Origin of the sequence: Enterococcus sp. BWR-S5 (assembly GCF_016745255.1) — a bacterium.
Lineage (GTDB): Bacteria > Bacillota > Bacilli > Lactobacillales > Enterococcaceae > Enterococcus_L.
Window position 1 is genome coordinate 137,350 of sequence record NZ_JADOEQ010000001.1, and the last position, 16,017, is coordinate 153,366.

General features: G+C 41.5%; 15 protein-coding genes and 1 riboswitch. Of the genes, 12 read left to right on the forward strand and 3 right to left on the reverse strand.

The window, feature by feature from the left end:
* The first annotated feature begins 326 nt into the window (after positions 1-326).
* From IW510_RS00730 to IW510_RS00750, 5 genes are all read left to right on the forward strand, one after another.
* Entirely contained in the window at positions 327-2,279 is a 1,953-nt protein-coding gene (locus IW510_RS00730; RefSeq protein WP_202056556.1) for a KUP/HAK/KT family potassium transporter, read from the forward strand.
* Between the two features lie 234 nt (positions 2,280-2,513).
* The gene (locus IW510_RS00735; protein WP_202055713.1) at positions 2,514-3,371 is read left to right on the forward strand and encodes a M15 family metallopeptidase; all 858 of its coding nucleotides are present in this window, start codon (positions 2,514-2,516) and stop codon (positions 3,369-3,371) included.
* Positions 3,372-3,373: 2 nt separating this feature from the next.
* Complete coding sequence (locus IW510_RS00740; protein ID WP_202055715.1) at positions 3,374-4,099, forward strand: epoxyqueuosine reductase QueH; 726 nt, start codon at positions 3,374-3,376, stop codon at positions 4,097-4,099.
* A gap of 85 nt (positions 4,100-4,184) precedes the next feature.
* Positions 4,185-4,607 carry a methylglyoxal synthase gene (gene mgsA / locus IW510_RS00745; RefSeq protein ID WP_202055717.1) on the forward strand — a complete coding sequence of 141 codons (423 nt, stop codon included), beginning with the start codon at positions 4,185-4,187 and terminating at the stop codon, positions 4,605-4,607.
* Between the two features lie 127 nt (positions 4,608-4,734).
* A riboswitch (THF riboswitch) is annotated at positions 4,735-4,830 on the forward strand.
* A gap of 26 nt (positions 4,831-4,856) precedes the next feature.
* Positions 4,857-5,408 carry a folate family ECF transporter S component gene (locus IW510_RS00750; protein WP_202055719.1) on the forward strand — a complete coding sequence of 184 codons (552 nt, stop codon included), beginning with the start codon at positions 4,857-4,859 and terminating at the stop codon, positions 5,406-5,408.
* Positions 5,409-5,459: 51 nt separating this feature from the next.
* On the opposite strand, the gene IW510_RS00755 is transcribed toward IW510_RS00750, so the two are convergent.
* Together IW510_RS00755 and IW510_RS00760 are read right to left on the reverse strand one after the other, a co-directional pair.
* Entirely contained in the window at positions 5,460-7,232 is a 1,773-nt protein-coding gene (locus IW510_RS00755) for an ABC transporter ATP-binding protein (RefSeq protein WP_442896383.1), read from the reverse strand.
* A complete protein-coding gene (locus IW510_RS00760; RefSeq protein ID WP_202055720.1) occupies positions 7,222-8,958 on the reverse strand; it encodes an ABC transporter ATP-binding protein in 1,737 nt (578 codons plus the stop codon). Before IW510_RS00760 ends, IW510_RS00755 begins: the two co-directional genes overlap by 11 nt.
* A 181-nt stretch (positions 8,959-9,139) precedes the next feature.
* Here IW510_RS00760 and IW510_RS00765 point away from each other — a divergent pair, with 181 nt between their 5' ends.
* The 5 genes from IW510_RS00765 to IW510_RS00785 all read left to right on the forward strand — a co-directional run bounded on the left by IW510_RS00765 (position 9,140) and on the right by IW510_RS00785 (position 13,121).
* On the forward strand, positions 9,140-9,979 hold the full coding sequence (locus IW510_RS00765; protein WP_202055722.1) for a putative ABC transporter permease: 840 nt from the start codon (positions 9,140-9,142) through the stop codon (positions 9,977-9,979).
* Between the two features lie 211 nt (positions 9,980-10,190).
* Positions 10,191-11,300: a 3D domain-containing protein gene (locus tag IW510_RS00770; RefSeq protein WP_330932570.1), complete on the forward strand. Its 1,110-nt coding sequence runs from the start codon at positions 10,191-10,193 to the stop codon at positions 11,298-11,300.
* A 237-nt stretch (positions 11,301-11,537) separates the two neighbouring features.
* On the forward strand, positions 11,538-11,744 hold the full coding sequence (locus tag IW510_RS00775) for a hypothetical protein (protein ID WP_236674562.1): 207 nt from the start codon (positions 11,538-11,540) through the stop codon (positions 11,742-11,744).
* A 21-nt stretch (positions 11,745-11,765) separates the two neighbouring features.
* On the forward strand, positions 11,766-12,593 hold the full coding sequence (locus IW510_RS00780; RefSeq protein ID WP_202055725.1) for a MerR family transcriptional regulator: 828 nt from the start codon (positions 11,766-11,768) through the stop codon (positions 12,591-12,593).
* A 48-nt stretch (positions 12,594-12,641) separates the two neighbouring features.
* Complete coding sequence (locus IW510_RS00785) at positions 12,642-13,121, forward strand: SAM-dependent methyltransferase (RefSeq protein WP_202055726.1); 480 nt, start codon at positions 12,642-12,644, stop codon at positions 13,119-13,121.
* 131 nt (positions 13,122-13,252) lie between these two features.
* On the opposite strand, the gene IW510_RS00790 is transcribed toward IW510_RS00785, so the two are convergent.
* Entirely contained in the window at positions 13,253-14,011 is a 759-nt protein-coding gene (locus IW510_RS00790) for an IclR family transcriptional regulator (RefSeq protein WP_202055727.1), read from the reverse strand.
* A 336-nt stretch (positions 14,012-14,347) separates the two neighbouring features.
* Here IW510_RS00790 and IW510_RS00795 point away from each other — a divergent pair, with 336 nt between their 5' ends.
* The gene (locus IW510_RS00795; protein ID WP_202055728.1) at positions 14,348-15,121 is read left to right on the forward strand and encodes a 2-keto-4-pentenoate hydratase; all 774 of its coding nucleotides are present in this window, start codon (positions 14,348-14,350) and stop codon (positions 15,119-15,121) included.
* A 15-nt stretch (positions 15,122-15,136) separates the two neighbouring features.
* Positions 15,137-16,006 (forward strand): acetaldehyde dehydrogenase (acetylating), encoded by an 870-nt coding sequence (locus IW510_RS00800; RefSeq protein WP_202055731.1) that lies wholly within the window; start codon positions 15,137-15,139, stop codon positions 16,004-16,006.
* The last annotated feature ends 11 nt before the right edge of the window (positions 16,007-16,017 follow it).

The following is a 16,017-nucleotide window of genomic DNA, read 5'->3' on the forward strand; positions in this document are numbered from 1 at the left end:
AAATTGAAAATACGGCATGAAATTTACAGCTTTTTCAAGTTATATGTTGCCAAATATTAGGAAGAGTATTATAGTGAGTAGCAAATGAATCCTTTCTGTCTTTTTGGGTGTTTACTCAGTGGACAATAAGGCAGAGTATGTGTGAGTCTGTACCGGTTAGTCAGTGGCTAGAGTAGTGCACTACTTATGAGCTGAAGCAAGTGGATTGGTTTGGCTTTTTGTTTCAATATCTTTGAATTAGCTGTAGGAGGAGAGAACAAGTGACAAAGCAGTTTAAGGCGTCCAATAATCACCGTAAGTTGACTGCTGCGGGTGTATTGGTAGCGATGGGGGTTGTTTACGGAGATATCGGAACAAGTCCACTTTATGTAATGAAAGCCATTGTTGGCGATAATGGCGGTATTTCGCAAGTATCTGAGAACTTTATTATAGGAGCTGTGTCTCTGATTTTTTGGACCTTGACGATTTTGACAACCGTAAAATATGTGATGATTGCGCTAAATGCAGATAATCACGGCGAAGGTGGGATTTTTTCCCTTTATACATTAGTTAGAAAAAGCGGGAAGTACTTAATTATTCCGGCAATGATCGGAGGCGCAGCCTTGCTCGCTGACGGGGTGCTGACACCTGCTGTAACTGTTACGACTGCGATTGAAGGGCTGAGGGGAATTCCGCAGTTCTTTGATAGGTTCGGCATGGATCAAAATATTATCGTTTGGATTACGCTATTTATTATTCTAATTTTATTTTCTGTGCAAAGATTTGGAACCGATGCAGTGGGGAAAGCCTTTGGGCCAATCATGTTCGCTTGGTTCACTTTTTTAGGCTTGATGGGTCTGATTAATTTCAGTCAGGATTGGACAGTTCTGCGAGCGATAAACCCGTATTATGCCATTGAGCTGCTGTTTAGTTCTGAGAATCATCTAGGTATTTTTATTCTTGGGAATGTCTTTCTTGCAACGACAGGAGCAGAGGCACTGTATTCCGACTTAGGACACGTTGGAAAGAAAAATATTAGATTCAGCTGGCCTTATGTGAAAGTCTGCTTGCTGCTGAACTACCTTGGTCAGGCCGCTTGGATTTTGAACGCAAAGGGAGATCCTACCGTTGCAGAAATAGAATCATTGAATCCTTTCTTTCAAATGATTCCGGAGTCTTTCACCTTGTTTAGTGTGGTCTTTGCAACATTGGCCGCTGTTATTGCTTCACAGGCGCTGATTTCCGGTTCTTTTACACTTGTTTCAGAGGCAATCAAGCTGAAGCTTTTGCCTAGAATGAAAATCATTTATCCCGGAACAAACATTGGTCAGATGTACATTCCGGTGTTGAATTTAATCCTTTGGCTGGCGTGCTCCGCTATCGTTATCGGATTTAGAACATCGACACATATGGAAGCTGCTTATGGGCTTTCAATCACGGTTACCATGTTGATGACAACTGTTCTGTTGATGTTCTTCTTGAAACAACGAGGGCTGCCAAAACCATTTGTCTATTTGATCAGCCTCTTTTTTGCAAGTATTGAAACAATTTTCTTTATTTCAAGTATTGCAAAATTCTTCCATGGCGGTTATGTAGCTGTAGGGATTGCTTTGTTGATTTTATCCATCATGACGATTTGGGAGTGGGGAAATCTTATCAAGGAGAAGACCTCAGATACAGTACCGATTCGTGATTATGTCGATCAGCTGCGGATGCTGCGTGAAGATCAGGGAATTGCTTATTACCAAACAAATGTTGTCTTTATGACACCTGACCTTATCAGCGATGAAATTGGACGGGCGATTATGTACTCCATATTGGACAAACGTCCGAAACGAGCAAAGGTCTATTGGTTTGTTAATGTTGAGGTAACAGACGAACCGTTTACGAAAGAATATTCTATTGATATGATGGGAACTGATTTTATCGTTCAGGTACAGCTTTATCTGGGCTTTAGAGTATCCCAGGAAGTGAATGTCTACCTGCGTCAGATTGTTCATGATTTGATGAAGGAAGGACGACTGCCTAGGCAGCCGCAGAAATATACCATCACACCGGGACGTGAAGTCGGTGACTTCCAATTTATTCTGATTCGCGAAGAGTTGTCAAAGGTGACCGAATTGAAGAAATGGGATCGTCAAATTATGCAATTGAAGCTTGCTATTAAGAAAATGACCATCTTGCCGGAAAATTGGTTTGGTTTGGAATACAGTGATGTGAAATATGAATCTGTTCCGCTGATTATAGGAAATACGAGAAAAACACATTTGGTTGAAAGAAAACGAGAAGAGCTGGAATAACCGCAGCTTTTGATTGGGTTTGACCAATGTGAATGAATAATTATAGAAGCGAGTGGGGCGATAATCAGTCCCGCTCTTTTTTTGCCTTAAAACAGAATAACTGTTTTTGTCAGGACTCCGTTTTCGTATTAAATAGAAAGAAGGATATCTGCAGCCGTATTTCTTAAATTCTTTTTGGGTTTTTGGTTTTAAGTCGCCAGAACCGTTTTTTATCAGTATAATAAGGAAAGAAAATTGAATAATGAGAGAATCATTATTTTATATAAGATGGGCGGAACGAAAATGGGTAGAAGAAACAAACGATATCTAAAACTCAGTATAGTTGCCATCGCTTTACTATTGCTGTCCTTTTTCTATTATGAAAATAATCAGAGGAAGATTGCAAGGTTGATGGAGAGCACCTTAGGGACGACAACGAGTGAAGCAATTGTGGCAACCGTTGATACCAAAGAGCAGGAGAATGCAATCACAGAGGAATCAACAGAAGCAATAACGGAGTCTTCGACTGAAGTGTCAAAAGAAAAAGAGGCTGAGGAACGTTTGACACCGCAAAATATGAAGGAACCAATGAAAGTTAATGGGATTATCATTGTCAATAAACGTTATCCGCTTCCTGAATCCTATGATCCGGGAGAAAGTAAAGAAGCTGTTGCGGCCTTCAAGCGAATGAATGAGGAAATGAGAGCTTTGGGACTGAAAATTGCAAAGGAATATAGTGGGTATCGAAGCTATTCGGAACAGGCAGCCTTATATCAAAATTACGTGGCAGATGATGGGAAGTCAGAAGCAGAGCGCTACTCATCACGTCCGGGGTATTCGGAGCATCAGACTGGCTTGGCCTTTGATTTCATTGATACAGCAGGGGAACTGGTCAGCTCTAAAGCAGAGTCAGATTGGATTGCAGAGAATGCTCACCGCTACGGTTTTATTGTCCGCTATAAAGAAGGTCAGGAAGACATCACCGGCTATATCGCCGAATCTTGGCATGTTCGTTATATTGGTGAGAAGGATGCTGCGAAAATTTATGAGCAAAATGTGACGCTGGAGGAATATCTAGGGGTCGAAGGCGGAGAGTATAGTGAGGAAACATAAACATGTATAACGTAACTGAAGTCACAGAGAAGTTGGCAAGTAATCAGAAGATTAATTATGATCGTGTGTTGAAAAAGATGATTGAGAAATGGGAACAGGCGGAGATTCGTCCAACCATTTTACTGCATAGTTGTTGTGCTCCGTGTAGTACCTACACGTTAGAGTATCTGACAGAGTATGCGGATGTTACCATCTATTTCGCCAATTCCAATATTCATCCGCGTTCTGAGTACCAAAGAAGAGCCATTGTTCAAGAAAAATTTGTTCAGGATTTTAATGAAAAGACCGGAAAAGAGGTTGGTTTCTTAGAAGCACCGTATGAGCCGAGTCAGTTTATTAAAATTGTACAGGAGAATAATCTCTCAGAAGAACCGGAAGGTGGGAAAAGATGTTCTTCCTGTTTTCAAATGCGTTTAGATATTGTTGCAGAGAAGGCGCAGGAGCTGGGGTATGATTATTTTGGCAGTGCTTTGACACTTTCCCCAAAGAAAAACAGCCAGCTGATTAATGAAATCGGTATTGATATTCAGAAATTTTACAAAACAAATTATCTGCCGGGGGATTTCAAAAAGAATAACGGCTATAAGCGATCAATTGAGCTGTGCAAGGAATATGATGTCTATCGTCAATGCTACTGCGGGTGTCTATTTGCCGCACAAAAGCAAGGCGTTGACTTGAAGCAAGTAAACAGGGAGGCCGCAAGCTTTCTGTCGGATAGAGAAGTATAGTTGTTTGAGGTGCAGGTCAGGAAGCGTACAACAGTATCAGACAGATACTTGTGGTATAGTTGGTGAAAAGGAAGGATGTTAGAAGATGAAAATAGCATTGATTGCCCATGATCGAAAAAAGGATTTGATAGTAAAAATGACCTTGGCATATCTGCCGATTTTGAAAAGGCATGAGCTTTTTGCGACCGGTACGACAGGACAAAGAATTACTGATGCTACAGGACTTTCGGTACATCGCTTTAAGTCAGGACCGCTTGGCGGAGACCAGCAGATTGGTGCAATGATTTCAGAGGATAATTTGGATATGGTAATTTTCCTACGTGATCCATTAGCTTCTCAACCGCATGAACCTGATGTGAATGCATTGATTCGCCTAAGTGATGTGTACGAGATTCCGTTAGCAACAAATATTGGTACAGCGGAAATACTTCTTCGAGGACTGGATGCCGGCTTTGCTGATTTTAGACAGGTGGTTCACGAAACTGATAATCATCCGATCTCTCTTTAGAGGGATCGTTTTTTTTTCGAAAAAATTGGAAATGGGCATCAATAAAGCGTTTTAGCCTGCCGCTCCTGATTGCCTTTGAAGAAAGTCTGTGCTATAGTCCTTTTAGGCTTAATTGCCTAAAAATAAATACAGAGTAGAAAATAAAGCGTTAAGTGCTGCGGGGATGGGATGTCGCCCTGTGGACGAAGGAGAAATCCGCGGTTTTATTTTCGCATTCGCTGCATTGACTTGTAGCAGCTCTTAAAGGAGATGCTAGGAATGAAAAAAAGAGTTTTAGAAACACGGAAGCTGACGGTATTGGCATTACTGATTGCGGTAATTGTTGTCTTTACGCGGTTCTTTTCTTATGAAACACAGGACCTAAGAGTCAGCCTCACATTTATCCCCGAAGCCTTGATGGCTATGCTGTTCGGTCCTTTTTGGTCCGGAATAGGCAGTGCGATTGCAGATGGTGTCGGTGTGATTCTTTTTCCAAAAACGGGGGGCTATTTTCCCGGATTTACGTTGAATGCCTTTATCGCAGGGGCAATCTATGGCTTCTTTTATTACAAGAAGGAGCTGACTTGGTTTAGAGTGATTATGGCTACCTTGCTGGTAACGATTATCAATCATTTCATTTTGACGCCATTATGGTTGAGTTTAATGTATGGGATTGATTTGAGCATCGTTGGCTGGTGGATTCCTCGAATTATCAAGAATGTTATCTTTTTCCCAATCCAAGTGGTGGGGACCTACTATATTGGGGCGAAACTGCCCTATAAGCAATTGTTGAGTAAATTAACACCTGTTCATAATAAATAAAAAAAGAGGAGCCTTCCGCCATCCCCGGAAGGTTCCTCTTTTTGTACAGCGTTATTGTTTTTTTGCTGTCTGCTGTTCAAACTGGGCTTCGTAAAGCGCTCGATAATACCCGTTTGGTACCGCAAGTAATGAATGATGATCGCCAATTTCGACAATTTTTCCCTGTTCCATGACTAGGATTTTGTCGGCATTCTTGATGGTGGATAAACGGTGGGCAATAACAAAGCTGGTTCGGCCTTTCATGATTTCCAAAAAGGCGGATTGGATATGCTTTTCAGTCAGAGTATCTACCGAACTTGTTGCCTCGTCAAGAATCAACATTGGCGGATTACTAATCATCGTTCGCGCAATCGTCAAGAGCTGTCGCTGACCTTCGGAAATTTTAATTCCATGGCTGCCGATTTCTGTATCCAGCCCTTGTGGCAGCCGCTGAATGAATTCAGCAGTATGGGTTTTCTGCAGTGCATGTCGAATAGTATCGTCTGTTGCTTCACTATTTCCATAGGTCAAGTTATCGCGAATCGTGCCATCAAAGAGCCAAGTATCCTGCAACACCATACCGAAGCCTTTTCTTAAGCTGTCTCTGGTAATCCTGTTGATTGGCTGCTTGTCTACATAAATCATGCCTTTGTCTACATCGTAAAAACGCATCAGCAAATTGACGAGAGTTGATTTGCCTGCCCCGGTCTTCCCGACGATTGCAATCGTTTCTCCGGCATTGACCTCTAATGTAAAATCCTCAATTAATGGCCGTGTCGGTGTGTATGAGAATGAAACATGGTCAAAGGTCACTTCTCCGGAAATGTTGGTAAGTGTTAACGCCTGTTTGTCATCTGGTGTTTCCGGTTGCTGTTCAAGAATCTCAAAGGTTCGTTCAATCCCAGCTAAAGCAGTTTGAATCTGAGTAATCATTCCTGACAGCTCAATGAAGGGCTTAGTAAACTGAGTGGAATAAATGGTAAAGCTGGAAATTACTCCAACAGTTACCGCAGTGCTGCCATTCAGGATAAGCAGTCCGCCAACCAAGCCAATCGCAACATAGGAAAGGTGATCGATGAAGCGAGACAGTGGATTTGTCAGAGAAGAAGAAAACTGGGCCTTCTGTCCTTGAACATACAAATCCTGATTCATTGCTCCAAACTGCTGCTCCATTATTTGTTCCCGCTGAAAGGCCTTAACAATTTTCTGGTTGCCAATCATTTCTGAAACAAAGCCGGAGATGGTACCGACGATTTTTTGTTGTGCGGCAAAGTTCTTTTGAGAGGCAGTAGCCACTAGCCAATTGACCAGGAAAATAATCGGTGTTGTGACAAGTACAACCAGAGTCAGGATAAAGCTAAGTCGTACCATAAAGATAAAAGCAATAATGACAACTGCGGCACCTGAAAACAGTTGATTGAAAACAACCGTTCCGGCACTGGATATGTTGTCCATATCATTTGTAAAGCGACTGATAATATCGCCATGCGCATGCCGATCATAGTAATTTAAGGGCAATTGATTCAGTTTGGCAAAGGTGTCTTTTCGCAGTTCTGCGACAGAAAGATAGGAAAGTCTGTTTCCCAGTAGTTGGATTAGCCATTGGCTGATGACTGTAACTACTAGAATTCCTCCGAGTAGAGCAAGGATTGTATAAAGCTTGGAAAAGTCGACCTGAGAAGAGCCAACCATTGTATCAACCGCTTGTCCGACCGCATAGGTCATCCAGACTGTCGCCAGCCCACTAACAATTCCCAATATAAGAGAGAGAATCAGCTCTAATCGATAATGGAGTAGGTATGGAAGAAACTTATTAAATGAACGAGTACTTGTTTTATTCATCATAATTGGCATCCTCCTGAGATTGAACAATTTCTTGATAGTGTGGCGAAGACTGCATCAGCTGTTCATGTGTACCAAGACCAACGTTTTTACCTTCATCTAAGACCAATATTTGCTGAGCCTGCCGAATGGAGCTGATACGTTGTGAAATGACAATTAATGTCGTCTTTTCCAATCGTTCGTTTAGAGCAGTACGCAGCTTAAGGTCTGTCTGATAATCAAGTGCACTAAGAGAATCATCTAAGACAAGAATGCTCGGTTTTCCAATTAGCGCACGTGCAATTGTCAGCCGTTGCTTCTGGCCGCCGGAAAAGTTTTTCCCGCCTTCATAAATTGGGGTATCCAATCCTTGTTCCAGCTGTTCAACAAAATCCTTACACTGAGCAATGTCCAATGCCTCCCAACATGCTTCATCATCTGCATCGTTTACTCCCCATTGAAGGTTTTCACGAATCGTACCGGAAAAAAGAACCGCTGTTTGGGGAACCATAGCAATCTTTCGACGCAGTTGATCCAGCGACCAGTTACGAACATCTACTCCATCAACTGTTACCGTTCCTTCGGAAACGTCGTAAAAACGAGGAATCAATTGTGTCAAGGTACTTTTCCCACTGCCAGTAGCACCGGTAATACCAAGCATGCTGCCTTTAGGAAGCTGTAGGCTGATATTTTTTAGGGCAAGCCCTGCATCCGCTTGATAGCGGAAGGAGACATTTTCAAAGACAACTTCTGTATCCTCGTTTTCTCTAGGTGATACAGAGACAGTGTGCTCCTTAGTAGTAATGCTAGGTGTAACGGCAAAAACCTCATTGACTCGGGATGCAGAAGCAGAGGCACGAGTGAAAATCAGAACAAGATTTGACACAACGATTAGGGCCAGCAGCATTTGATTCATGTAGTTGATTAACGCCAGCACCTCGCCTTGTTGTAATGTGCCGATTGAGACCTTCCAGCCGCTGATATAAAGCAAGAAGATAATACCTGCATTCATAATTAAGGTTGTTGCAGGAGTCAGAAAAGCAGAAATTTTGGAGACACGCAAGTAAATATCTGCTAGATCGTCGGTTGTTTGATTGACCTGCTTCATTTCTGTTTCTTTTCTGGCGAAGGCTCGAATGACACGAACTCCGCTAAGGTTTTGATTCAGCTGAAGATTCAGCTTATCAATCATTGCCTGTATTCGCTTATACAGTGGTACAGTGATGCGAATGATGAGAAATAGAATAAGACAGAAAACGGGTAATAGGAGCAAGAAAAGTAATCCCGCCTGTGCGTCAATATAAAAGGCCATGACCACCGAACCAATGCTTAAGAATGGTGCACGAATCACTAAACGTATCAGCATGGCCAGCGCCAGCTGCAGCTGATTGATATCGTTTGTTGTTCGAGTAATCAAGGTATCTGTACCGAAGTCGTTCAGTTCTGCATGAGAGAGTGTGTTAATTTTGCGAATCAACTGGTCACGAAGCTCAGTACCAAAGCCCTGTGAAGCGATGGATGAATAATACTGACAAATCATTACGCAGACTAAGCCTATCACAGACATAAGAACCATCAGCCCTGCCATTTTCAAGACATATCCACTATCGTCGGCTTGAATGCCATTATCCACCAAACGAGCCATCATCAAAGGAAGAACCAGTTCAAAACAAGCCTCAAGGAACTTGAAAAACGGCCCGAGAATAATTTGTTTTTTGTATTTTTTAGCGTAAATTAATAATTGAAACATCTTTTTCCTCCTTCTATCTGTTCCATTGTATCTCAATTACTTCTGCAATTAAAGATGCTCGCTTTTCTTGTTACTTATTTGCTACAATGAATAGAAGCTGCAGGTATTCAGGTTTAATAGATTAACTTAAACGAGTGCTATGGTTGTGGATAGTTATCTGATAAGAAGGGAATGTGATAATGTGGATCAATGGTCGGAACTTATTTTATTATTTTTTATTTATTCGTTTATTGGCTGGGTGTGGGAAACAATCTATTGTTCACTCAAAGCTGGAAGATTTGTGTATCGGGGCTTCTTAACAGGTCCTTACTGTCCCATTTACGGGTTTGGTATATTAGGAGTTCTTTATTTTCTTGAACCGCTCAAAAATAATTTGGTGCTCTTGTATTTTGCTTCTGCTGTGCTTGTCAGTGTGTTGGAGTATCTAACTAGTTATGCACTGGAAAAAATGTTCCATGCTTCCTGGTGGGATTACAAGGATGTACCGTTAAATTTGAACGGGCGGATTGCTTTGCCGATTTCGGCATTTTGGGGGATCGCCTGTGTGTTGATTGTCAAGGTCATCCATCCCCGTATCCAGATTGTATCAGACTACCTAGTGGCTCAATTCCATTGGGTGCTGCCAGCGCTGTTCTCAGTTATATTAGTAGCAGATTTGATTTATACAGTAACCAACATGCAGGCCTTCCGTCGAATGACAAAGGAAGTCAACGACCTTTTGGAAACAAGAACCCGAGAGCTGTCAGAGAATGTTGCTGAAAGAAGTGAAGCACTGAAAGCTGAATGGGAAGAATGGAAGCAAACCTTGGAACAGGAAGTTGGGGAGCGGACAGCCAAGCAGCAAGCTTTTCTGGATGAATTGAAGGAAAACAGCGCAGTAAGCCAACGTCTGCAGCGCTTGAATTTTAGTCAACGTCGTTGGATTAAAAACTATCCTAAGCTCTCATTGAGAGATTTGGAAAATCCGGAGAGTGTAAAACGTTTAGTGACTTCATTTAGAGAAAGAAGAAAGAAAATGTAACAGATAAAGAACTGTGTTTTATTAAGGGAAAGACGCTGATTGGCTGAATAACTTCTTCCTATATGAATTGGATTTGTTTCAAATAGATACAGATGAATATTACAGAAATTCTTAAGTTTTCTTTAAAATGTAATAATTTGTAACGTGACTGAAACAATATAAACTCTTAAGATTAGTATAATAAATAAAGTTAGGATTTATTATAGGAAAGGTGTTGGATTCAGTGGGAATTAAAAAGCTGATGCCCGTATTATCGGCAATCATCTTATTAAATCTGGCCTTCCCTTCTGTTATTGCGTGTGCAGAGTCACTAGATTCTTTGGAAAATGAAGAACAACAAGCGACAGAGTTGGGACAAATTCTTAATCAAAATATCGATACAGCATTGACTGAAGTAAATGAGAAATATGCTGAAATTGCAAAGTTAAAAGAAGATATTGCCAGTGCAGAAGAGACAATCGAAAGCTCTGAAGCAGAGATTATTGTAACAGAGGAAAATATCGATCGTCGTAAGGATGCCATTGGTGATCGAATGAAGACGATTCAGTTAAATGGAGAAACTCGTACATGGCAGGTTCTGCTTGAAGCGGAAAGTCTTTCAGACTTCTTCAACAGAGCATATGCAATGACTGTTCTGCAAAATGCTGAGAACGAAAAGATTGAAAGTTTGGCTGCGGAGAAGGAAAAACTGAGCGAGCTTCAGGAAACCGTTAAGACAAAGCAGGCAGAGCTTCAAGTAAACCAAGAGAAGCTTCAGGAAGAAGCACAATCTATGGATATTGAAGTAGCAGCTTTGAAACAGGAGCTGGCGAGCAACGATGAAACATTGCAGCTGATTACGAATAAAAAAATCGCTGAACAAACCCGTTTAGATGAAGAGGCGAAGGCAGCTGAGGCAGCAAAAGCTGCTGAGCAGGAACGTTTAAGTGCGGAAGCAGCGGCAACAGAAGCTGATTCTGCTGCTGAAGAAGCTCAAACGCCTGAATCTTCTACAGAGCCTTCTAATCCAGGAAATGCCGGTGGCAGTGCTGAGGGTGGACAGGTAATGTATATGGAATCAACTGCTTATTCATTTAATGAGCCAGGTTCCGGTTATATTACAGCGATTGGCATCGATTTACGTGTTCAAAGTAACGTGATTGCTGTTGATCCAAGTGTTATCCCACTTGGTAAGCTGGTAGAGGTAGAAGGATACGGATTTGCAGTAGCCGGTGATACCGGTGGTGCAATCAAAGGACACATCATTGACGTTCACTTCAATTCTGTTGAACAATGTCGTCAATGGGGACGTCGTCACAACGTAAGAGTTGTGGTTCAATAAGAAAAAGTCGAGACAGAGTGAACTCTGTCTCGTTTTTTTTTGCTTGACTATAAAGGAATTATAGAAATTTTATGTCTGTGAATTCAGAGATATCGAGGGTTAGGAAGGAAATCGTTAGGCTGCTGTCTAGCTTCACGAGCTCGTTCAGCTTTTCTTATTTTTATCAAAAAAATATATTTCAAGAATTGGTCTCTTGGCTTAGAATAGAAGAAAGACAAATAATGGAGCGCAGAATATATGATTATTGGAATAGAAGTAATGTTTTTACTCATTGGTGTAACTTATGGAGGAAATTTCCTTCTTTATCGCTTTTTTAAAAGAAAGCAAGAGATACAAGGGATGGAAAAACTAGCCATCCTATTTGGCATCAATATGCTGATTTTATTATTAGACAGCGCGCTGATTGTATTGGCTGTTTTGATCGAGAAAGGCGCTGTAAGCTGAAAAATTATTGGAGTTGAGAAGATGTTTAAAATAGGAGAGTTTTCAAAATTATCTCAAGTATCGGTTCGAATGCTCCGTTACTATGACGAACAAGGGTTGCTGCCGCCGGCAAAGGTCGACCAGGAGAGCGGCTATCGCTTTTATCATGTCAGTCAGCTTTCGACCTTACAAAAAATTGTTCTATTAAAGAATCTCAAATTCTCAACTGCTGAAATTAAAGCATTGATTGCTGATAATTTAACTGATGAGTATTTTCAGCAGCAATTGAGAAAGAAGTATCAACAGATTGAGGCAACGATTCTTGAAGAACAGAGGCGTCTATTGCAGTTGGCAAAGACAATCGAACAAATTGAAGAGCCTGAAGAGCAAAATCTGCATGTCATTTTTCGGGCATTGCCAAGTGAAGCGGTTGTCAGCCTTCGTAAGATTATCCCCAGTTATTATCATGAAGGTGAGCTATGGCAGGAGTTTGGTAAGCTTTTAGAGGCAGAGCAGCTGGATTATCTCAAACAGACACCAGACAACTTTACTGTTTTTCATGATGAGTGCTATCAGGAGGAGGGCGTAGATATCGAAATCTGCTTGAAGGTCAAGCAAATTTTGCCGGTCAAAGAACCGTTAACTTGTTACCAAGCAGAACGAATCCCTTTGGTTGCGTCCATTTTTGTTATAGGTTCCTATGACAATATCAAAGGAGCGTATCATTATTTTGCTGATTGGCTGGCAGAGAATGAAGAGTATGAAATGCTGAAGCTGTCTCGTCAGGTTAGCCATCGTGGCCCGGATACAGAGACTGATCCGAGGAACTACCTGACGGAGATCCAAATACCTATCACAAAAATTTCTTGACTCTCACATAATGAGAGGGTCTATCCTGTAGCTACAGGAGGGATGAACATGGAACAAACATTTACAGTACAGACGATTGGTACGATTGAAAACGACGAAAAGGGTGCTTACATTCAATTGCTGCCTAAGTTTATCGAAGGCTTGGAAGGACTAGAGGGCTTCAGTCACTTGAAAGTTATTTATTGGCTTGATGGGATGGACTTACCGGAGATGAGAGATATTTTACAGGTAGCCAGTCCTTACAAGAAAGCACCTGACGTATTAGGTATTTTTGCTACACGAGCACCTGTCCGACCCAATCTTTTGGCACTTTCAACGGTAAGAATCATTGAAGCAGATTTGAAAAACGGTAGAATTCATGTAGATGCTATCGATGCGGAGCATGGCAGTCCCTTGTTGGATATAAAGCCATATACGCCTAGTGAAGATCGCGTGGAAAATCCGGAGGTGCCTTACTGGAGTGAGCATTGGCCCAAAAACGTGGAGACATCCGCAGCATTTAATTGGTCCAAGGAGTTCAATTTCTGATGATTGACCTGTCATCACCAAAAAATGAATAGAGTGAATGCTGAAAAACATAGTAGTTGGTATCAGCAGTAGTTAAATAATGGAGATTCTTTAAAGAGTGATGAATACTTTTGGAGAATCTCCATTATTTCTTATTTCCAATACCCTAAATTTTTTGAGGACTCCATGGCAGCTTGCTTCAACAACGGGATTAGCTCGTTGATTTTTTTAGTTGTGAAACGTGTTGTCGCACCAACCAACGAGATAGAGGCAACGACTGTTCCTGTATAATCACGGACAGGAACAGCAATGGATGAAACATTTTCTGTTAGCTCATTTTTACTATAGGCAACGCCTGAAGAGCGAATTTGTGCCAGTTCTTCCTTGAGCTTAAACGGATTTGTAATAGTGTCTGCTGTGTAGGCGGTCAATTTGTTTTCAATAATCTTGTCCCAAAAAGAAGGCTCTTGATAGGCTAATAATAGTTTTCCCGAGCTGGTTGCATGGGCAGGATTACGACGACCTAAATGAGTTTTCATTTTTGTGTGGATGGAGGACTCATCCTTTTGGATATATACAATCTCCATGCCATCAAGAATAGCGATATGTCCGCTTTCGTTGGTTCGAACAACCAATTGACTTAGGGCAGGAGCCAGTTCTTGTTGAATACGCATTGAGCTTAAGGTGATTCCGGCAAGACTCAGGATGGCTAATCCTAATACATATGCTTGACCGTCGCTGCTCTTTCGTACAAAGCCTTCGCTTGCAAGAGTCGCTAGTGTTCTGCTGACGGTACTTTTTGATAACTTTGTCAAGGTGCTGATTTCTGTGACACGCAATTTACTTTTTTCGGTAGAGAAGCATTTTAAGATGATTAGAGCGTTTTTTACAGACTGAAGCTCTTGAGACATGGTTTTAACCTCCTTGTTCCTGTATGTGAAACACTACTGCTGAAAAACATAAAATGAAAGCGCTGTCTATAGTGGCATTATAACTGAAAAAAGAAAAAAATCAAGAAGTGTTGCATAGAGCGGGAAAGCAAGATTGTTGTTTTATCTATGCGATTCTATAATGAAACAGAAGACAAGGACACTTGACTATGCAGCAAGGCAAGATAGCTGTTGACGTAGGAAAGTGAATGCAGCGAGAGAGAACAGGCTTTCAGGAAAATAATTTATCGAAGGAGTGTTTCAGTTCAGCTGTAGTATAGGTAATAGAAAAATACTGGCGAAAAAGGAGGCAATCAAATGACAATCGATGCAAACCGTTTATCTGCTCATCTGTCACAGGCCTTTATCACAAAGGGGAGCACACCGTTGACTGAGGTAGCTCCAGGATTAACGGTACAGGAAGCATACCTTGTTCAATTGGCAACCATTGAAAAGGAATTGGCGCAGGGGAGGAGAATTACCGGCAAAAAAATTGGGTTAACTTCAGCCGCGATGCAGCAATCACTAGGTGTAAATGAACCAGATTATGGTCACTTATTGGATTCAATGGAAATCCAAAATAATGGAAAGGTTTCGCCGGAGCTGGTATTGCAGCCAAGGGTAGAAGGCGAGATTGCCTTTATCCTAAAAGAGGATCTCAAAGGACCCAATGTGACTGCTTTTGATGTAATCCAAGCAACGGACTATATTGTACCGGCAATCGAAATTGTAGACAGTCGTATCAAGGATTGGAAGCTGACCTTGCAGGATACGGTAGGTGATAACGCTTCATCAGGGCTGTACGTGCTTGGAGAAAATCAATTTCGCTTACCAGATGTGGATTTGAGAGTAGTAGGAATGGCTTTGTACAAGAACGGTATTCTTCAAAATACCGGAACTGGTGCAGCGTGTCTGGATAATCCTATCAATGCGGTGGTTTGGCTGGCCAATAAGTTGGCTAATTATGATATTTATTTGAAAAAGGGAGAGGTAATCTTGTCCGGAGCACTATCTGCGGCAATCCCAGCTGAGGCAGGAGATTTCTTTGAAATGAAGTTCAATCAAATGGGGAGTGTAAATGTCAGTTTTTAAAAGGAGGAAAGACAGGTGGTAAAGATAAAAGCAGGAATTATTGGTTCGGGAAATATTGGAAGCGATTTAATGATGAAGCTGCTTCGATCAAAGGTAATTGAACCAACCGTTATGATAGGACTGGATAATCAGTCTGAGGGAATGAAGCGTGCACGGGAGCACGGGCTAAAGACATTTGCCGGGGGAATCGATCAATGGGCTCAGGAAGCGCCGGATACAGCAGATATTCTTTTCGATGCAACTTCTGCAAATGCGCATATTCATAACAATCAAGTAGCGGAACAGCTTGGAAAAGTTATGTTGGATTTGACACCGGCAGCAATTGGTCCGTTTGTTATCCCTCCGGTGAATTTGACTGAGCATATCATGAAGCGAAATATCAATATGGTGACTTGCGGCGGTCAGGCAACCGTTCCGATTATTGCGGCAATTAATAGCGTTCAGCCCGTTGCATATGGAGAAATTATTGCAACTATTTCCAGTAAAAGTGCCGGACCGGGAACAAGAGCAAATATCGATGAATTTACTGAGACAACAAGTAAAGCTATTGAAGAAATTGGTGGGGCAAAAAAAGGACGTGCGATTATTATTTTGAATCCGGCAGACCCACCTATCCTGATGCGAGATACTGTTCGTGTGCTAGTCGAGAATCAAGCAAAAGTAACAGAAATTTTATCTGCAATTGAAGCAATGGTACAGGCAGTTCAGGAATATGTACCAGGGTATCATTTACGAACTGAGCCAATTATTGAAGACAAAGAAATTACTGTTTTTCTTGAAGTAGAAGGAGCCGGAGATTACTTACCGAATTATGCAGGAAATTTGGATATCATGACATCAGCAGCAACTAGAGTAGCTGAGAAAATCGCACAAATGAATGGATAGAAGGAGGGGAA

Coding starts and splice junctions, on each gene's coding strand:
- IW510_RS00730 (WP_202056556.1), top strand. CDS start 327: ATGGGGGTTGTTTACGGAGATATCGGAACAAGTCCACTTTATGTAATG.
- IW510_RS00740 (WP_202055715.1), top strand. CDS start 3,374: ATGTATAACGTAACTGAAGTCACAGAGAAGTTGGCAAGTAATCAGAAG.
- mgsA (WP_202055717.1), top strand. CDS start 4,185: ATGAAAATAGCATTGATTGCCCATGATCGAAAAAAGGATTTGATAGTA.
- IW510_RS00750 (WP_202055719.1), top strand. CDS start 4,857: ATGCTAGGAATGAAAAAAAGAGTTTTAGAAACACGGAAGCTGACGGTA.
- IW510_RS00755 (WP_442896383.1), bottom strand. CDS start 7,232: ATGATGAATAAAACAAGTACTCGTTCATTTAATAAGTTTCTTCCATAC.
- IW510_RS00760 (WP_202055720.1), bottom strand. CDS start 8,958: ATGTTTCAATTATTAATTTACGCTAAAAAATACAAAAAACAAATTATT.
- IW510_RS00775 (WP_236674562.1), top strand. CDS start 11,538: ATGATTATTGGAATAGAAGTAATGTTTTTACTCATTGGTGTAACTTAT.
- IW510_RS00780 (WP_202055725.1), top strand. CDS start 11,766: ATGTTTAAAATAGGAGAGTTTTCAAAATTATCTCAAGTATCGGTTCGA.
- IW510_RS00785 (WP_202055726.1), top strand. CDS start 12,642: ATGGAACAAACATTTACAGTACAGACGATTGGTACGATTGAAAACGAC.
- IW510_RS00790 (WP_202055727.1), bottom strand. CDS start 14,011: ATGTCTCAAGAGCTTCAGTCTGTAAAAAACGCTCTAATCATCTTAAAA.
- IW510_RS00795 (WP_202055728.1), top strand. CDS start 14,348: ATGACAATCGATGCAAACCGTTTATCTGCTCATCTGTCACAGGCCTTT.